General features: G+C 52.2%; 18 protein-coding genes. 4 read left to right on the top strand and 14 right to left on the bottom strand.

What is annotated here, in order from left to right:
• The first annotated feature begins 4 nt into the window (after nucleotides 1-4).
• Complete coding sequence (gene yajO / locus D9734_RS06525; protein ID WP_130206238.1) at nucleotides 5-979, top strand: 1-deoxyxylulose-5-phosphate synthase YajO; 975 nt, start codon at nucleotides 5-7, stop codon at nucleotides 977-979.
• Between the two features lie 53 nt (nucleotides 980-1032).
• Here the strand turns inward: yajO and pgpA are convergent, their stop codons facing one another.
• The 6 genes from pgpA to nrdR all read right to left on the bottom strand — a co-directional run bounded on the left by pgpA (nucleotide 1033) and on the right by nrdR (nucleotide 5139).
• On the bottom strand, nucleotides 1033-1551 hold the full coding sequence (gene pgpA / locus D9734_RS06520; RefSeq protein ID WP_000154044.1) for a phosphatidylglycerophosphatase A: 519 nt from the start codon (nucleotides 1549-1551) through the stop codon (nucleotides 1033-1035).
• The gene (gene thiL, locus D9734_RS06515; RefSeq protein ID WP_130206236.1) at nucleotides 1529-2506 is read right to left on the bottom strand and encodes a thiamine-phosphate kinase; all 978 of its coding nucleotides are present in this window, start codon (nucleotides 2504-2506) and stop codon (nucleotides 1529-1531) included. Before thiL ends, pgpA begins: the two co-directional genes overlap by 23 nt.
• 78 nt (nucleotides 2507-2584) lie before the next feature.
• A complete protein-coding gene (gene nusB / locus D9734_RS06510; protein ID WP_000801121.1) occupies nucleotides 2585-3004 on the bottom strand; it encodes a transcription antitermination factor NusB in 420 nt (139 codons plus the stop codon).
• Between the two features lie 19 nt (nucleotides 3005-3023).
• Entirely contained in the window at nucleotides 3024-3494 is a 471-nt protein-coding gene (ribE, locus tag D9734_RS06505) for a 6,7-dimethyl-8-ribityllumazine synthase (RefSeq protein WP_001021161.1), read from the bottom strand.
• A gap of 88 nt (nucleotides 3495-3582) precedes the next feature.
• Nucleotides 3583-4686 carry a bifunctional diaminohydroxyphosphoribosylaminopyrimidine deaminase/5-amino-6-(5-phosphoribosylamino)uracil reductase RibD gene (gene ribD, locus D9734_RS06500; protein ID WP_130206234.1) on the bottom strand — a complete coding sequence of 368 codons (1104 nt, stop codon included), beginning with the start codon at nucleotides 4684-4686 and terminating at the stop codon, nucleotides 3583-3585.
• A 3-nt stretch (nucleotides 4687-4689) separates the two neighbouring features.
• Nucleotides 4690-5139 carry a transcriptional regulator NrdR gene (gene nrdR, locus D9734_RS06495; RefSeq protein ID WP_064527125.1) on the bottom strand — a complete coding sequence of 150 codons (450 nt, stop codon included), beginning with the start codon at nucleotides 5137-5139 and terminating at the stop codon, nucleotides 4690-4692.
• A gap of 150 nt (nucleotides 5140-5289) precedes the next feature.
• Here nrdR and D9734_RS06490 point away from each other — a divergent pair, with 150 nt between their 5' ends.
• Nucleotides 5290-5832, top strand: a complete 543-nt coding sequence (locus tag D9734_RS06490; RefSeq protein ID WP_130206232.1) for a DUF3251 domain-containing protein — start codon at nucleotides 5290-5292, stop codon at nucleotides 5830-5832.
• A 297-nt stretch (nucleotides 5833-6129) separates the two neighbouring features.
• Complete coding sequence (tsx, locus tag D9734_RS06485; RefSeq protein ID WP_116836751.1) at nucleotides 6130-7014, top strand: nucleoside-specific channel-forming protein Tsx; 885 nt, start codon at nucleotides 6130-6132, stop codon at nucleotides 7012-7014.
• Nucleotides 7015-7230: 216 nt separating this feature from the next.
• Here tsx and yajD read toward each other — a convergent pair whose 3' ends face one another.
• The 6 genes from yajD to queA form a co-directional block, all read right to left on the bottom strand.
• Nucleotides 7231-7578: an HNH nuclease YajD gene (yajD, locus tag D9734_RS06480; RefSeq protein ID WP_000974823.1), complete on the bottom strand. Its 348-nt coding sequence runs from the start codon at nucleotides 7576-7578 to the stop codon at nucleotides 7231-7233.
• A 127-nt stretch (nucleotides 7579-7705) separates the two neighbouring features.
• A complete protein-coding gene (secF, locus tag D9734_RS06475) occupies nucleotides 7706-8677 on the bottom strand; it encodes a protein translocase subunit SecF (protein WP_130206230.1) in 972 nt (323 codons plus the stop codon).
• Nucleotides 8678-8687: 10 nt separating this feature from the next.
• The gene (gene secD / locus D9734_RS06470) at nucleotides 8688-10535 is read right to left on the bottom strand and encodes a protein translocase subunit SecD (protein WP_130206228.1); all 1848 of its coding nucleotides are present in this window, start codon (nucleotides 10533-10535) and stop codon (nucleotides 8688-8690) included.
• Between the two features lie 27 nt (nucleotides 10536-10562).
• Nucleotides 10563-10895 carry a preprotein translocase subunit YajC gene (yajC, locus tag D9734_RS06465; RefSeq protein ID WP_000007629.1) on the bottom strand — a complete coding sequence of 111 codons (333 nt, stop codon included), beginning with the start codon at nucleotides 10893-10895 and terminating at the stop codon, nucleotides 10563-10565.
• A 22-nt stretch (nucleotides 10896-10917) separates the two neighbouring features.
• A complete protein-coding gene (gene tgt / locus D9734_RS06460) occupies nucleotides 10918-12045 on the bottom strand; it encodes a tRNA guanosine(34) transglycosylase Tgt (protein ID WP_000667317.1) in 1128 nt (375 codons plus the stop codon).
• Between the two features lie 54 nt (nucleotides 12046-12099).
• Entirely contained in the window at nucleotides 12100-13170 is a 1071-nt protein-coding gene (gene queA, locus D9734_RS06455; protein ID WP_130206226.1) for a tRNA preQ1(34) S-adenosylmethionine ribosyltransferase-isomerase QueA, read from the bottom strand.
• 92 nt (nucleotides 13171-13262) lie between these two features.
• On the opposite strand from queA, the gene acpH reads away from it, so the two are divergent.
• Nucleotides 13263-13844 (top strand): ACP phosphodiesterase, encoded by a 582-nt coding sequence (gene acpH, locus D9734_RS06450; RefSeq protein WP_130206223.1) that lies wholly within the window; start codon nucleotides 13263-13265, stop codon nucleotides 13842-13844.
• A 4-nt stretch (nucleotides 13845-13848) separates the two neighbouring features.
• Here the strand turns inward: acpH and malZ are convergent, their stop codons facing one another.
• Nucleotides 13849-15666 carry a maltodextrin glucosidase gene (gene malZ, locus D9734_RS06445; RefSeq protein WP_130206221.1) on the bottom strand — a complete coding sequence of 606 codons (1818 nt, stop codon included), beginning with the start codon at nucleotides 15664-15666 and terminating at the stop codon, nucleotides 13849-13851.
• Between the two features lie 154 nt (nucleotides 15667-15820).
• Entirely contained in the window at nucleotides 15821-17194 is a 1374-nt protein-coding gene (proY, locus tag D9734_RS06440) for a proline-specific permease ProY (RefSeq protein WP_130206219.1), read from the bottom strand.
• Nucleotides 17195-17202: the final 8 nt, after the last annotated feature.

Raw genomic sequence — 17202 nt, 5'->3', positions numbered from 1 at the left:
CAGCATGCAATACAACCCCTTAGGAAAAACCGACCTTCGCGTTTCCCGACTTTGCCTCGGCTGTATGACCTTTGGCGAGCCAGATCGCGGTAATCACGCATGGACACTGCCGGAAGAGAGCAGCCGTCCCATCATTAAACGCGCGCTGGAAGGCGGCATAAATTTCTTTGATACCGCCAATAGCTATTCCGATGGAAGCAGCGAAGAGATCGTCGGTCGCGCACTGCGGGATTTCGCCCGTCGTGAAGACGTGGTCGTTGCCACCAAAGTGTTCCATCGCGTTGGTGATTTACCGGAAGGATTATCCCGTGCGCAAATTTTACGCTCTATCGACGACAGCCTGCGCCGTCTCGGCATGGATTATGTCGATATCCTGCAAATTCATCGCTGGGATTACAACACGCCGATCGAAGAGACGCTGGAAGCCCTGAACGACGTGGTAAAAGCCGGGAAAGCACGTTATCTCGGCGCGTCATCAATGCACGCCTCGCAGTTTGCTCAGGCGCTGGAACTGCAAAAACAGCACGGCTGGGCGCAGTTTGTCAGTATGCAGGATCATTACAATCTGATTTATCGCGAAGAAGAGCGTGAGATGCTGCCGCTGTGTTATCAGGAGGGCGTGGCGGTGATTCCGTGGAGCCCGCTGGCACGGGGACGTCTGACACGTCCGTGGGGAGAAACTACTGCACGCCTGGTGTCTGATGAAGTGGGGAAAAATCTCTACAAAGAAAGCGATGAAAATGACGCACAGATCGCAGAGCGGTTAACGGGCGTCAGTGAAGAGCTGGGCGCGACACGAGCACAAGTTGCGTTGGCCTGGTTGTTGAGTAAACCGGGCATTGCCGCACCGATTATCGGAACTTCTCGGGAGGAACAGCTTGATGAACTGCTAAACGCGGTGGATATCACCTTGAAGCCGGAACAGATCGCCGAGCTGGAAACGCCGTATAAACCGCATCCGGTCGTAGGATTTAAATAGGTATGCAGGCCTGATGAGACGTGACAAGCGTCACATCAGGCATCGGTGCACAACTACGACAGAATACCCAGCGGCCAGTGATGTCCAATAAAGTACAGGATGCCTGCGGAAATCACCCCAGCGACAATATCGTCGATCATGATCCCCATGCCGCCATGTACATTGCGATCAAACCAGCGGATCGGCCACGGTTTCCACATATCCAGAATACGGAAAATCACAAACCCGGCGGCGACCCACTGCCAGTCATTGGTCGGCAGCGCCATCAGAGTGATCCACATGCCGATAAATTCGTCCCAGACAATGCTGCCATGATCGTGCACGCCCATATCTTTCGCGGTCTGATGACAAAGATAAACGCCAATACAGATCCCCAGCATGACTACCAGCGAATAAAGCTGCCAGGGTAAAAAGGTCATCAGATACCAGAACGGAATCGCCGCCAGCGATCCCATCGTGCCAGGAACAATCGGGCTTAATCCACTTCCGAATCCGACAGCAAGCAAATGCCACGGATTACTCATCTTCAGGCGACTTTTCGCGACATCTTTATGGCGTGGCAAAATGGTCATATCCTTTCCAGTCTAACGTGACAGGTTCGCCGTCACGAATAAAACAAAGCCCTTCGATATCGGCGGTCATTTGCCCGATACAGGTAAACGGTACGCCCAAGTGTCCGAGAGCCACATCCAGCGCGCCACGGTTCAGTTCCGGCACAGTGAAACACAACTCGTAATCTTCGCCACCAGAGAGCGCCCAGCGCAGCGCCTGTTCCGGTTCAACATGACGTGAAAGTGCGTCAGAGAATGGTAACAACGCCAGGTCAATGCGTGCGCCGCAGTCGCTGGCTTTCACGATATGCCCGAGATCGGAAATCAGACCGTCAGAGAGATCGATGGCTGAATTTGCCAGATCGCGCAATGCCTGCCCCTGTAAAATACGCGGCGACGGACGGAGGTGACGTTTGCTCAAGTAGTCAGCATCTTTGCAATCCGCCACGTGGAGACGATTTTGCAAAATCGCCAGCCCGGCGGCGCTATCGCCCGGTGTACCGGTCACATAAATCCAGTCACCCGGCTTCGCCCCTGAGCGCGTTAAGGCTCGTCCCATCGGAACAAAGCCGTGGATACCCAACGTCATTGATAATGGCCCACGCGTGGTGTCGCCGCCAATGAGTTGCATATCGTAATAATTGAGGAGCTCAAACAAACTGTCGCTGAAGGACTCAAGCCACGATTCGTCTACGTCCGGTAAAGTTAATGCCAGCGTCAACCAGGCCGGATCGGCGCCCATCGCTGCCAGATCGCTTAGGTTTACCGCCAGTGCTTTATATGCCAGATCCGCAGGATCGATATCAGGGAGGAAATGGTTGCCCGCCACCAGCGTATCAGTGCTGATCGCCAGGGTCTGTTTCTCGGGGATATTGAGAAGTGCGCAATCGTCGCCAATGCCAAGTTCGACATCAAGACGAGAGCTTCTTACACGGTCAAAATAACGGGCAATCAGGGAGAACTCGCCACATGCCATACGTTATGCCTCAGCAGGTAAAAAAGAAAAGGCCGGCGAGTGCGGAACTGTTTTTCCGTTACTCTGCCGGCCTGGATATCACTTTTTGTTAGGGCGAATCACAGGTGCTGCTTTATCCAGTACGCCATTGACGAACTTATGGCTGTCTTCTGCGCCGAACGATTTCGCCAGTTCGATCGCTTCGTTAATGGCCACTTTGTACGGCACATCGCTACGTTTAGACAGCTCGTACAGCGCAATGCGCAGTACCGCTTTTTCTACCTGGCCCAGCTCTTCCAGCAGGCGAGACAGATATGGCTTCATCAGTCCGTCGAGGTATGCGGTGTTAGTCGCCACCCCGGCCAGCAGCTCACGGAAGTACAGGATGTCAACGTCTTTTACATCCTGTTCAGCCAGGAACTGGTATTCAACATCAGCGATGTCGTTCTGGGACAACTGCCAGGAGTAGAGCGCCTGGACGGCACACTCACGAGCGCGGCGACGAGCAGCAGGTTTCACGGATTTCCCCTTACTAATTTCAGGCCTTGATGGCTTTCAATACATTAATCATTTCAAGCGCGGTCAGTGCAGCTTCTGCACCTTTGTTACCAGCTTTGGTGCCAGCACGTTCGATCGCTTGTTCAATGCTTTCAGTGGTCAAAACCCCAAAAGCAACCGGAATTTCGCTGTCCTGGGCAACATGCGCCAGGCCGTTGCTTGCACCACCAGCGACATATTCAAAGTGGGCAGTGCCACCACGAATAACCGTCCCCAGCGCAATCACCGCGTCGTATTTACCGGTTTTAGCCAGTGCCCCCGCCGCCAGCGGCAGCTCATAGGCACCAGGCACCCAAACAACGGTAATGTTTTCATCTTTTACCTGACCGATACGTTTCAGTGCGTCAATTGCACCTTCCAGCAGGCTGTCATTGATAAAGTTGTTGAAACGCGCAATGGTGATGGCGACGCGAGCGTCCGGGGTAGCAACGTTAGCTTCAATAATGTTCATTTTCTTCCTTCGGGTTCGAGTATGGCCCCGCAGGGGGGCGGATTTTAGCATAATATTTCGTGCGCTGCTTCCCTTTCGAGCCGGGAGATCATGCACCCACTAAATGCAGGCAAACATCCGGGCCTACATGACGTATCTCTTTGAATTTAAATTGGGGCGCGTCGGCTAATTTCTCAAGCCCCGGCAGCGTACATAATCCGCGGGCGTCGCTGCCTAATAGTTTAGGTGCGATATAGACAATCAGCTCATCGACTAAACCCGCCTGTAGCAATGCGCCAGCGAGCGTTGGCCCCGCTTCCACCCAGATACTGTTAATCTGTTGCTTGCCGAGTTGCATCATCAGCACAACCAGATCCAGATGACCTTTATGCTCTGGAATCAGCAAAGTACGCACCGTTTCCGGCCATTCACGAGAATCTTCCTGCGTACGCGCGAACCAGGTTTCGCCCGGCTGCTGCACGATGCGGTGTTCCGGCGTCACGCGATTTTGGCTATCAATCACAATACGTACCGGCTGACGGAGATTTTGTTGCGGATAGAGCGCCTGAGTGTGTTCATCCAGTTCAGACCAACGCACCGTTAAGGCTGGATCGTCCGCCAGCACCGTGGCGCTGCTGGTTAAAATGGCATGACTTTGCGCGCGCAGTCGTTGTACATCGCGTCGAGCCTGAGGTGAAGTGATCCACTGGCTTTCACCGCTGGCCATCGCAGTGCGGCCATCTAGCGACGCGCCGAGTTTCAACTGTATATAAGGAAAGCCGGTGCGCATGCGCTTGAGGAAGCCTTTATTCAATTGCTCGGCTTCGCTCATCATCAGGCCGTGGCTGACGTCAATGCCAGCTTGTTGCAAACGGTAAAGTCCACGCCCAGCGACCTGCGGATTAGGGTCCTGCATCGCAGCCACAACGCGCACCACGCCAGCAGCAATTAATGCGTCACAACACGGTGGCGTACGACCATGATGACTACAAGGTTCGAGTGTCACATACGCCGTTGCGCCTTTGGCTTTTTCACCTGCCATGCGCAACGCGTGTACCTCTGCATGCGGTTCGCCCGCGCGGTGATGGTAACCTTCACCGACAATTTCGCCATCTTTCACAATGACGCAACCGACATTCGGGTTAGGGTGAGTGGTGAAGCGCCCTCGTTGCGCCAGCTTTAGCGCCCGCGCCATGTATAACTCGTCCTGCACGGTTTAATCCTCCAGGCGCGCAATCTCTTCGCCAAATTCTTTGATATCTTCGAAACTGCGATAGACAGAGGCAAAACGGATATAGGCGACTTTATCGAGCTTTTTCAATTGCTCCATCACCAGATTGCCAATCATTTTGCTCGGCACTTCGCGCTCACCGGTGGCGCGGAGTTGCGATTTAATATGGTTGATCGCCATTTCGACGTCATCGGAACTCACCGGACGTTTTTCCAGCGCCCGCAGCATTCCGCTACGCAATTTTTCTTCATTAAACGGTTCGCGCACGTCGTTGCTTTTCACGACACGCGGCATAACCAGTTCCGCAACTTCAAAAGTAGTGAAACGTTCATTACACACCAGACACTGCCGACGGCGGCGTACGGAAGAGCCCTCGCTCACGAGACGAGAGTCAATTACCTTAGTGTCCACGGCGAAACAGAATGGGCAATGCATACGGCGTCCTGACCAGGTGGTTAATAGAAATCTATTTTACCCTGAACTGACGATACAACAAAGGCGCAACGCTTTTGAGATAAAGGATCGATGCTTTCACGGCTTTAAGCCTCTACCATTAGGCTAATTGTGACGAGAAAGGGACGACCTATGAACATTAAAGTATGTTTTCGACTATTCCTGCTGGGAAGCCTGTTCAGCCTGAGCGCCTGCGTACAGCAAAGCGAAGTGCGCCAGATGAAACACAGCGTCAACACGTTGAATAAAGAGATGACTCAGCTCAACAAAGAAACCGTCAAAATCACCCAGCAAAATACGCTGAACGCAAAATCCAGCAGTGGGGTTTACCTGTTGCCTGGAGCAAACACACCGGCACGGCTGGAAAGCCAAATTGGCACTTTACGTATGTCGCTGGTGAATATTACGCCAATTGCAGATGGCACCACTCTGACGCTGCGTATTCAGGGTGAGTCCAATGATCCCTTACCCGCTTTCAGCGGAACCGTTGAATATGGGCAAATTCAGGGAACAATCGACAGCTTTCAGGAAATCAATGTGCAGAATCAATTGATTAACGCGCCGGCCAGCCTCCTCGCGCCCAGTGATGTTGACATTCCGTTACAGTTAAAGGGCATTTCTGTGGATCAGTTAGGCTTTGTACGCATCCACGACATTCAACCTGTTATGCAGTAAACGTTTTTCGGGGCGTTTTGTGCGTCCCGCAACATCCTCCCCCATCATTTTGTTACTCTGCTTACATCACCCAGATTGATAGTAAAAGTTTGCAACAAGGATGAAAGTCAGTACAATTCCCGCCCGAATATGTGTATTCGTGAACGCAATCGATTACGTAAATGATAGAACTGTGAAATACAACATATTTTTGTGAGCAATGATTTTTATAATAGGCTCCTCTGTATAGGAAATATTTAGAAACGCAATTTGCGCCTTTTTCACTCCCGTAAGGGATTTTCAAACAGTGGCATACATATGAAAAAAACATTACTGGCAGCCGGTGCGGTACTGGCGCTCTCTTCGTCTTTTACTGTCAACGCAGCTGAAAACGATAAACCGCAGTACCTTTCCGACTGGTGGCACCAGAGCGTTAACGTAGTTGGTAGCTATCACACTCGTTTCGGACCGCAGATCCGTAACGATACTTACCTGGAGTATGAAGCATTCGCTAAAAAAGACTGGTTCGATTTCTATGGTTACGCGGATGCGCCGGTATTCTTCGGCGGTAACTCCGATGCCAAAGGTATCTGGAACCACGGTTCTCCGCTGTTTATGGAAATCGAACCGCGTTTCTCCATCGATAAGCTGACCAATACTGACCTTAGCTTCGGTCCGTTCAAAGAGTGGTACTTCGCGAACAACTACATTTACGACATGGGCCGTAACAAAGATGGTCGCCAGAGCACCTGGTATATGGGTCTGGGTACTGACATTGACACTGGCCTGCCGATGAGCCTGTCCATGAACGTGTATGCGAAATACCAGTGGCAGAACTACGGCGCAGCGAACGAAAACGAGTGGGACGGTTACCGTTTCAAAATTAAATACTTTGTGCCGATTACCGATCTGTGGGGCGGTCAGCTGAGCTACATCGGCTTCACCAACTTCGACTGGGGTTCCGATCTGGGTGATGACAGCGGTAACGCAATCAACGGTATTAAGACGCGCAGCAATAACTCCATCGCTTCCAGCCATATTCTGGCGCTGAACTACGATCACTGGCACTACTCTGTCGTTGCACGTTACTGGCATGACGGTGGTCAGTGGAACGATGATGCAGAGCTGAACTTCGGTAACGGCAACTTCAACGTTCGCTCTACCGGCTGGGGTGGTTACCTGGTGGTAGGTTACAACTTCTGATTATGAAAATGCCGGGATTTATTCCCGGCATTTCAGATTGTCGACAACGTGCGCTTTGTTCATGCCGGATGCGGAGTAAACGCCTTATCTGGTCTACAAAAGCACGAAAATTCAATACATTGCTGAGATTACGTAGGCCTGACAAGCGTAGCGTATCAGGCAATTTTTCGTTTGTCACAAAGCTCAAATAGCGGATTTTATATCCGGCATTTTTTATTACTTCTTCTTATTCATCATCGCTTTTAAATCAGCAAACGGGTTGTATTTCGCTTCACCGACATCTTTCTGCGCATCTTCCCCTGCGATAACCGTCGTACCATACTGATCCGCTTCGGTATATTTCGAATGCTCATGATCATGGCAATAGAGACAAAGCAATTCCCAGTTACTACCATCTTCCGGATTATTGGTATGGTCGTGATCGATATGGTGCACAGTTAGCTCACGCAGGTTGGAATAGACAAACTCGCGGGAACAGCGACCGCAGACCCACGGATAGAGTTTTAATGCTTTTTCGCGATAGCCGCTTTCTAACCGCGCATAGTTTTTTGGGATGATAGCCATGAAAAGTTACCTGGATGAAATGTAGGGTTACGCGCAGTTTCCCAAGATGCGGGGATTTTCGCAATCTCCATACATCAAAAAAATCCCGATCTTCTGACCGGGATTTTCAACATCAACGGGAACTTGATTAAGGCAGAATTGACGGCTGGTCCGCCCCTTCTTTTTCCACTTTCTGTTGCAGCATATGCTCACGCTTCATACCCAGTTTCAGGGCCAGCGCAGATGCTACATAGATGGAAGACGCCGTACCGATGGTTACACCGATCAGCATGGTCAGCGAGAAGCCTTCCAGTACCGGACCACCAAAGAGATACAGCATCAGGATCACCATCAAGGTGGTACCGGATGTGATCAAAGTACGGTGCAGCGTCTGGGTCAAGGACACGTTAAAGATTTCGTAAGGCGTACCGCGACGGATTTTGCGGAAGTTTTCACGAATACGGTCCGATACCACAATACTGTCGTTAAGCGAGTAACCGATAACCGACATCAACGATGCCACAATGGTCAGGTCAATCTCGATATGGAATAACGACAAAATACCCAGTGTAATGATAACGTCGTGCGCCAGCGCGATTACTACCCCTGCCGCCAGTCGCCACTCAAAGCGGAAACCGACATATACAAGGATAGACAGCAGTGCCGCCATCAGCGCCATCGCACCGGTTTGCGCAAGGTCTGCCCCTACGCTCGGACCGACGAACTCAATACGCTTCACCGCCGCGTTCTGATTGGTAGCTTCGTTAATCACCTTCAGAACTTTGCTGCCCAGCACCTGACCACCGGTTTCGCCTTCAGCTGGCGGCATGCGGACCATGATGTCGTGGCTGCTACCGAAGTTTTGCAGCATCGGCTCTTCAAAGCCCGCTTTCTGCAATGCATCACGCATTACATCGATTTCAGCCGGTTTTTCAAGCGTAATTTCAATAACCGTACCACCGGTGAAATCCAGCCCCCAGTTAAAACCGCGCACGCCCATAATGACGATCGCGGCGATTAACAGCAGACCAGAGATGCCGAAAGCCCAGTAGTCCCAGCGCATAAAGTCATAGACTTTACGGCCGTGGTTTAGTTGTTCAACAGTATATTCCTGTGCCACATCGCACTCCTCAGATTGACAGCTTCTTGACGCGCTTGCCGCCATATAGCAGGTTTACGATGGCACGCGTACCGACAATCGCGGTAAACATCGACGTCGCCACACCGATACCGGTAGTAATCGCGAACCCTTTAATTGCCCCGGTACCCACTGCGTACAGGATGATGACTTTAATCAGCGTGGTGATGTTCGCATCGAAGATGGAACTGAACGCGCCACGATAACCTTCATCAATTGCCTGCTGAACAGTACGCCCGTTGCTTAACTCTTCTTTAATACGTTCGTTGATCAGTACGTTCGCATCGACCGCTACCGCAAGGGTTAAGACGATACCCGCGATCCCCGGCATACTCAGCGTCGCGCCAGGCAGCAGCGACATAATGCCGACAATCAAGATCAAGTTCGCAATCAGAGCACTGGTCGCAATCAGACCAAACTTCTTATAGAAGATGATCATGAACAGAATAGAAACCAGCAGACCGGCGAGACATGCCTCCAGCCCCTGTTCAATGTTCTGCATACCCAGGGTCGGACCAATGGTACGTTCTTCAACAATCTGAATCGGTGCAATCAACGCACCGGCACGCAGCAGCAGCGACAGCTGACGCGCTTCATTCGGGTTGTTGATACCAGTGATACGGAAGCTGTTACCCAGACGAGACTGGATATTCGCGATGTTAATCACCTCTTCCTGCTTCACCAGAACCGCACGACCATTAGCATCTTTCTTACCGCTGTCTTTATACTCCACAAACAGGGTCGCCATCGGTTTGCCGATGTTGTCCTTAGTGAAGTTAGACATGATGTTACCACCTGCGCTGTCGAGCGAGATGTTAACCTGCGGCTGGTTGTATTCGTCCTGGCTGGAAGTGGAATCGGTGATATGGTCACCGGTCAGAATCACGCGTTTGTACAGCACAACCGGCTGACCTTCGCGGGTCTGTTTCACTTCAGAGTCGCCCGGTACGCGTCCAGATGCAGCAGCAGCCTGGTCAACGTTGGTATTCACCAGACGGAATTCCAGCGTCGCGGTAGCGCCCAGAATTTCTTTCGCACGTGCAGTATCCTGAATACCTGGCAGCTCAACGACAATGCGGTCTGCGCCCTGACGTTGTACTACAGGCTCCGCCACACCAAGCTGGTTTACACGGTTACGCAGGATGTTAATGTTCTGCTGCACCGCATATTCACGCGCTTCACTGAGACGCGCATCGCTCATGACCGCACGCAGCTGGTTGCTACCCTGGCTGCTAATGACCAGATCGGGATGACGCTTGCTCAGATATGCAATAGCTTCATCACGGGCGTTGCCATCGCGAAAAGTGATGCTCAGACCGTAATTATTTTCTTTACGAACAGTGGTATACGGGATGCCTTTTTCACGCAGATCGCTGCGCAGGCTATCGATATTTTGTTCCTGGAGTTTGCCAAGCGCAGTGTCCATATCCACTTCCATCAGGAAGTGAACGCCGCCACGCAAGTCAAGACCGAGCTTCATCGGCTCAGCGTGAATAGCTGCCAGCCAGCGCGGCGTGGCCGGGGCAAGGTTAAGCGCCACGACATATTTGTCACCCAGAATGCCCATTAATGCTTCACGAGCGCGTAGCTGGGTGTCAGTGGAGTCGAAGCGCGCAAGAATAGCGCCCTCTTCCAGTGCCACAGACTTAGCAGTTATTTTTTCTTCTTGTAACGTTTTCTGGACCTGGATCAGCGTTTGCTCACTGGCGGCGACTCCGCGCGCGCCAGTGATCTGAACAGCCGGATCCTCACCAAACAGGTTGGGAAGCGCATACAGCAGACCGATGACAATCACCACGATCAGCATGACGTACTTCCACAAAGGATAACGGTTTAACACGGCAATTCCCTTAGGGAAAAATTTTAATTACAGCGCCTTCATGGTGCCTTTCGGCAGAACGGCGGCTACGAAGTCACGTTTAATAACTACTTCAGTGGTGTCATTCAGCGCGATAGCAATGTAGCCGTTTTCTGCTACTTTGGTTACGCGACCGACCAGGCCACCGTTCGTCAGCACTTCATCACCTTTCGCGATGGAGTCCATCAGCTTTTTGTGTTCTTTGGTGCGCTTCTGCTGTGGGCGCAGGATCATGAAATAGAAAATCAGACCGAATACCACCAGCATCAAAATCAAAGACATCGGGCTACCTTGTGCCGGAGCACCCGTTGCCGCTACCGCATCAGAAATAAAAAAGCTCATTAAATTTCCCTCATTATTAATATTAATCAACGTTCAAAGGTGGTACTTCTCGCCCCTGACGCTGGTAAAAATCAGCTACGAAGCTCTCTAATTTACCCTCTTCAATAGCCTTGCGTAAACCCGCCATCAAACGCTGGTAGTAACGAAGGTTATGAATGGTGTTGAGTCGCGCGCCTAATATTTCGTTGCAACGGTCGAGATGATGCAAGTAGGCACGTGAATAATTGCGACAGGTGTAGCAATCACACTCAGGATCGAGCGGGCCAGTGTCGCTCTTATACTTCGCATTGCGGATTTTCACCACGCCATCGGTCACGAACAGATGACCGTTACGCGCATTACGTGTTGGCATTACGCAGTCAAACATATCGATACCGCGGCGCACGCCTTCAACCAGGTCTTCCGGTTTACCAACGCCCATCAGGTAACGTGGTTTGTCTGCCGGAATTTGCGGGCACACATGCTCCAGGATACGGTGCATATCTGCTTTCGGCTCACCCACTGCCAGACCGCCGACAGCGTAGCCATCAAAACCGATATCTACCAGACCTTTAACAGAGATATCACGTAAATCTTCGTAAACGCTGCCCTGAATGATACCAAAGAGCGCATTTTTGTTGCCGAGACTGTCAAAACGCTCGCGGCTACGCTTCGCCCAACGCAGCGACATCTCCATAGAGCGCTTCGCGTAATCCCAGTCAGCAGGATACGGCGTACACTCGTCAAAAATCATGACGATGTCTGAGCCAAGATCGTATTGAATCTCCATCGATTTTTCGGGATCGAGGAAAATCGGATCGCCGTTGATGGGGTTACGGAAGTGCACGCCCTGTTCGGTGATTTTACGAATATCGCCAAGACTGAAGACCTGGAAGCCGCCGGAGTCGGTAAGGATCGGGCCTTTCCACTGCATGAAATCGTGCAGATCGCCATGCAGTTTCATAATTTCCTGGCCCGGGCGCAGCCACAGGTGGAAAGTGTTACCCAGAATAATTTGCGCGCCAGTGGCTTCAACTTCTTCCGGCGTCATCCCTTTTACGGTGCCGTAGGTGCCAACAGGCATAAAACAAGGCGTTTCCACTACGCCACGATCGAAGACCAAGCGGCCACGGCGTGCGCGACCGTCGGTGGTGTCCAGTTCAAATTTCATTTTTTCTCCACTACGTCAGAAAAACAGTCCAACGTTTAAACCAGCGCCGCGGAATTACTCCCCGACGCGCTCATTAATTGCCTGCGGATTGTACGTGATAAACATCGCATCACCGTAACTAAAAAAGCGATATTTCTCTTCTACTGCCGCTTTATAGGCGTTCATGGTGTGTTGATAACCGGCAAATGCGGAAACCAGCATAATCAGCGTTGACTCCGGCAGATGGAAGTTAGTCACCAGCGCATCGACTACTTTGTACTGGAAGCCGGGATAGATAAAGATTTGTGTATCATCGAAAAACGGTTCAATCAGATCGTTTTTCGCCGCCTGGGCCGCACTCTCAAGCGAGCGAACAGAGGTGGTGCCAACCGCTATCACCCGGTTACCACGCGCTTTCGCAGCCAGCACTGCGTCAACCACATCCTGCGGCACTTCTGCATATTCCGAGTGCATGATGTGGTCTTCAATGGTGTCGACGCGTACCGGCTGGAACGTACCCGCCCCCACATGCAGGGTCACGAATGCCATCTCCACGCCTTTGGCGCGTAATTTTTCCAGCAGCGGTTCGTCAAAGTGCAGTCCGGCGGTCGGTGCTGCTACCGCGCCTGGTTTTTCGCTATAAACCGTTTGATAAAGTTCGCGGTCTGCATCTTCGTCCGGACGGTCGATGTACGGCGGCAGTGGCATATGGCCGATGCTGTTGAGAATATCCAGCACCGAGCGCTCATCGTTAAATTCGACTTCAAACAGCGCGCCGTGACGAGCGGTCATTGTTGCTTTGATGCTTTCGTCATCGCCCAGCAGCAATTCAGCGCCCGGTTTTGGCGCTTTCGAGGCGCGAATATGCGCAAGAATGCGTTTGTCGTCGAGCATCCGCTCAACCAGCACTTCAATTTTACCGCCGCTAGCTTTTCGCCCAAACAGACGCGCCGGGATCACGCGGGTATTGTTAAAAACCAGAAGATCGCCGGGGTTGAGCTTATCGAGTAAATCGGTGAAAGTACCGTGCGTCAGCGCGCCCGTCGGCCCGTCCAGCGACAGTAAACGACAGCTACTGCGTTCAGGCATGGGATAGTGGGCAATCAGGGATTCGGGCAATTCAAAGGAGAAATCGGTAACGCGCATGACACTGACTCAGACTAAAATAAGAGGCGGGTAGTCTAGTGCCGGGGCGCTCTCCCTGCAACCTTTACCCCCCTTTGGATAGAATATAATCGATGAATTTTTTAGCTCACCTGCATTTAGCCCATCTCGCTGAAAGTTCGCTTTCCGGCAATTTACTGGCTGATTTTGTTCGCGGAAATCCTGACGAAAGTTTTCCGCCCGACGTGGTTGCAGGTATTCATATGCATCGGCGTATCGATGTGTTAACCGACAATCTGCCGGAAGTCCGCGAAGCGCGGGAGTGGTTTCGCAACGAAACTCGCCGCGTTGCGCCTATTACGCTGGATGTGATGTGGGATCACTTTCTTTCCCGCCACTGGTCGCAGCTGTCGCCGGACTTTCCGCTACAGAAATTTGTCTGTTATGCCCGCGAACAAGTGATGACGATTTTGCCGGACTCACCGCCGCGCTTTATCAATCTGAATAATTACTTATGGTCAGAGCAATGGCTGGTGCGCTATCGCGATATGGATTTCATCCAGAGCGTGTTAAACGGCATGGCAAGCCGTCGCCCACGTCTGGATGCTCTACGTGACTCCTGGTACGATTTAGACACCCATTACGACGCCCTTGAAACCCGCTTCTGGCAATTTTATCCGCGGATGATGGAGCAGGCGTCACGCAAAGCGTTGTAGGGTATTAATTCATCCACACCGTGGCTGATATCGCGGGCAACGTCAGGATCTCATCGACCCGTTGTCCGTTCCCTTCTTTGCATTGCCATTGCGCGACATTAAGCAACGGCGATGCGGGTAGCACCACTTCACACGCTTCACCACGGTTGATTGCCACTAGCACACGCTGCTGATTGAGCACACGCACAAACACCACCACGTTATCTTCCGCATACAACACCTGACTGCCGCCACGACGCAATGCCAGGCTCTTCTTACGCAGCGCAATCATTCGCTGGTACAGCGCGAATAGTTCCGTATCTTGTTTTTCCGGGTCCCAGGGAAAAGGTTTACGACAAAATGGATCGTTATTGCCGTCCAGCCCCACTTCATCGCCGTAATAAATACACGGCACACCAGGCCAGGTGAACAGCCAGACGACCGCCAGTGGCAGACGCGTAACATCCCGTCCGAGTAACGTTTTAAATCGCGCGGTATCGTGGCTATCGAGCTGGTTAAACATACGCAGTTGCTGTTGATGAGAAAGCCCGGCACGGTAATTGTCCATCCAGGTCATACAGATTTGAGCGTCAATCTGCTGCGGATCGTAAGAGACATCGGTATTAGCGAGAAAGCCCCACAGCGGAAAAGTAAAGCCGCGATAGTTCATCGATGCATCCTCCACATCGGCCTGTAACCATTGCCGCGCATCGCCAAAATATTCACCGACAATGTACGCTTCTGGCTGGGTTTCTTTCGCCGCCTCAGTGATGCCGGCGACATGCTGCAAATTATTGCGCGCCCCGCCCGCTTCCCCCAGCATATGCACCACATCCAGCCGCCAGCCGTCCATATTCCACGGCGCTTTCAGCCAGTGACGGACAATGCTGTCTTCACCGCGATAAATTTCATTCACCAGACTTTCCGACTGATAATCCAGTTTTGGCAGGCTGGCATAGCCCAGCCAATCGAGCGCCGTGCCGTCATCGCGAAACGAGTACCAGTCGCGCCAGGGCGATTCGGGGTTATGGCAAGCGCCGCCCGTCCCGCGATTGTGCCTGTCAAACCAGGCATGAGAATCGCCACTGTGGTTAAACACGCCGTCCAGCATCAGGCGCATTCCTTGCTGCTGCGTGTTGTGTCTCAAACGCAGCAACGCCCCGTCGCCGCCAAACTGCGGATCGACGTGGCGATAATCTTCGGTATCGTATTTGTGCACGCTGGGTGCTTTAAACACCGGATTAAGATACAGCGCCGTCACGCCGAGTTTTTTCAGGTACGGCAGTTTTTCGCTTATCCCGTCCAGATCGCCGCCATAGAACGTTGATCCGCCCGCCTGTGCCGTGACCGGTTCATCCCAGTCACGCAATATTATTTCCCGCCCGGCGGCGTGATGATAATAGACATGATCCTGATCGGCATTACGAGGCAGACTCCGGGCAAAACGATCCGGGAAGATCTGATAAAAAATCTGATCCGCCGCCCATTGTGGTCCGATATCCGGCACATCGACGGCAAACTGTTCCAGCCGCGAAGGTGGTATTGGGCTGAAACCTTGCGGCGTAAACCAACGCTGGCGATCGTGCCACAGCAATTTGAAACTGTAGCGCCGCCGTGGTTGCCCGGTGGCGAGAGAGAGCGCTCCCCGCCACGCCGTCACACCAGGCTGCGGCTGGCTGCGCTGTTTATGCATCGGTATTGATGTTTCTTCGTTATCGTTTTCCATGCGCAACATAATGCGCTGTGGCGGCTCTTCGCCCGTCAGCCACAGCGTAATGAGCAGTTGATCTTTGCTTTGCTTAACAAACGGGGGCACCGGCAGGTGCCATGCATTTAACATCATAATTCCCCTGTGATGAAAATGTGTTCACCTTGCCATAGCCTAATGCAGGATCACTCATCATCTGAAGGATATTTGGGGGATGAGGATGGGGGTGGATAACTTTCGGAATAGCCGGATCAGGTTTTGCTCCTGATCCGGCGACAAAAGGCAGGAATTAGTGGTTTTCTGCCAGCTGGCGATCGTGGCGGCGTTTAAACATCCAGCCAATCAACAGCACCACAATCCACGCAAAACCAACGTACAGAGAGATACGCGTTTCAGGGTGATAACCAATCAGTCCGATGATAAAGAGCAGGAAAACCAGCCCCGTGATGGTCGTTGCCACCCCGCCAGGAACTTTAAATTTCAGCGCTTTAACTTCTTCTGGCGGCAGGCGGCGACGGAAGGCAATCTGAGACAGCAGGATCATAATCCACACCCACACGGTAGCGAAGGTCGCCAGCGAGGCAATCACCAGGAAGACGTTTTCCGGCATGATGTAGTTCAGATACACCGCAAACAGCAGCGCGGTAGTCATGACCAGCACCGTGACCCACGGAATACCGCGACGCGACGTTTTGCTGAAAATTTTCGGCGCACTGCCCTGCTCTGCCATGCCGTGCAACATACGGCCTACGCCAAACACGTCGCTGTTAATTGCCGACAAAGAGGCTGTCAGCACAACGAAGTTAAGAATGCTGGCGGCAAAGGTAATCCCCAAATGCTGGAACGTCAGCACGAACGGGCTACCAGCAGTACCAACCTGATTCCACGGATAGATAGACATAATGACGAACAGCGTACCAACATAGAACACCAGAATACGCATCGGCACTGAGTTAATCGCGCGCGGAATAGACTTCTCCGGCTCTTTCGCTTCACCGGCGGTAATACCAATAATTTCAATACCACCGTAGGCAAACATCACCATTTGCAACGACATCACCATGCCAAGCCAGCCGTTACTGAAGAAGCCGCCGTTGCTCCACAGGTTATGGATACCGGTCGGTTGCCCGCCGTTGCCAATCCCCCAAATGATGATACCGAAACCAGCAACGATCATGATGATAATGGTGGCGACTTTAAAGAACGAGAACCAGAACTCCAGCTCGCCGAACACTTTCACGCTCATCAGGTTAATGGCGCAGATAATCAGCACCACGCTCAACACCCATATCCAGTGCGGCACCGTCGGGAACCAGACGCCCATATAGATACCGAAAGCGGTCACATCGGCGATGGCGACAATAAGGATTTCAAAGCAGTAGGTCCAGCCGGTGATATAACCTGCCAGCGGGCCAAGGTTTTCCTGCGCATAACGCGAGAAAGAGCTGGCAGCCGGGTTATGTACCGACATTTCTCCCAGCGCACGCATAATGATATATGCCGCGACACCACCGATAATATAGGCCAACAACACGCTCGGTCCGGCCATTTTGATGGCGTCCGCCGAACCGTAAAACAACCCGGTGCCAATTGCTGAACCCAGTGCCATAAAGCGTATGTGTCGGGTACTTAGCCCACGCTTTAGCTTGTTCTTACTTTCCATCAATTCCT

The sequence above is a fragment of the Escherichia sp. E14S1 genome, assembly GCF_004211995.1.
GTDB lineage: Bacteria > Pseudomonadota > Gammaproteobacteria > Enterobacterales > Enterobacteriaceae > Escherichia.
Note: the sequence above shows the minus strand (reverse complement) of the source record. Positions and strands in the feature narration are given on the sequence as shown.

Bases quoted from the DNA above. Each gene is read 5' to 3' on its own strand.
- tsx (WP_116836751.1), top strand. From the start codon at position 6,130: ATGAAAAAAACATTACTGGCAGCCGGTGCGGTACTGGCGCTCTCTTCG.
- yajC (WP_000007629.1), bottom strand. From the start codon at position 10,895: ATGAGCTTTTTTATTTCTGATGCGGTAGCGGCAACGGGTGCTCCGGCA.
- thiL (WP_130206236.1), bottom strand. From the start codon at position 2,506: ATGGCATGTGGCGAGTTCTCCCTGATTGCCCGTTATTTTGACCGTGTA.
- malZ (WP_130206221.1), bottom strand. From the start codon at position 15,666: ATGATGTTAAATGCATGGCACCTGCCGGTGCCCCCGTTTGTTAAGCAA.
- nrdR (WP_064527125.1), bottom strand. From the start codon at position 5,139: ATGCATTGCCCATTCTGTTTCGCCGTGGACACTAAGGTAATTGACTCT.
- tgt (WP_000667317.1), bottom strand. From the start codon at position 12,045: ATGAAATTTGAACTGGACACCACCGACGGTCGCGCACGCCGTGGCCGC.
- proY (WP_130206219.1), bottom strand. From the start codon at position 17,194: ATGGAAAGTAAGAACAAGCTAAAGCGTGGGCTAAGTACCCGACACATA.
- queA (WP_130206226.1), bottom strand. From the start codon at position 13,170: ATGCGCGTTACCGATTTCTCCTTTGAATTGCCCGAATCCCTGATTGCC.
- yajD (WP_000974823.1), bottom strand. From the start codon at position 7,578: ATGGCTATCATCCCAAAAAACTATGCGCGGTTAGAAAGCGGCTATCGC.
- yajO (WP_130206238.1), top strand. From the start codon at position 5: ATGCAATACAACCCCTTAGGAAAAACCGACCTTCGCGTTTCCCGACTT.
- acpH (WP_130206223.1), top strand. From the start codon at position 13,263: ATGAATTTTTTAGCTCACCTGCATTTAGCCCATCTCGCTGAAAGTTCG.
- ribE (WP_001021161.1), bottom strand. From the start codon at position 3,494: ATGAACATTATTGAAGCTAACGTTGCTACCCCGGACGCTCGCGTCGCC.
- pgpA (WP_000154044.1), bottom strand. From the start codon at position 1,551: ATGACCATTTTGCCACGCCATAAAGATGTCGCGAAAAGTCGCCTGAAG.
- D9734_RS06490 (WP_130206232.1), top strand. From the start codon at position 5,290: ATGAACATTAAAGTATGTTTTCGACTATTCCTGCTGGGAAGCCTGTTC.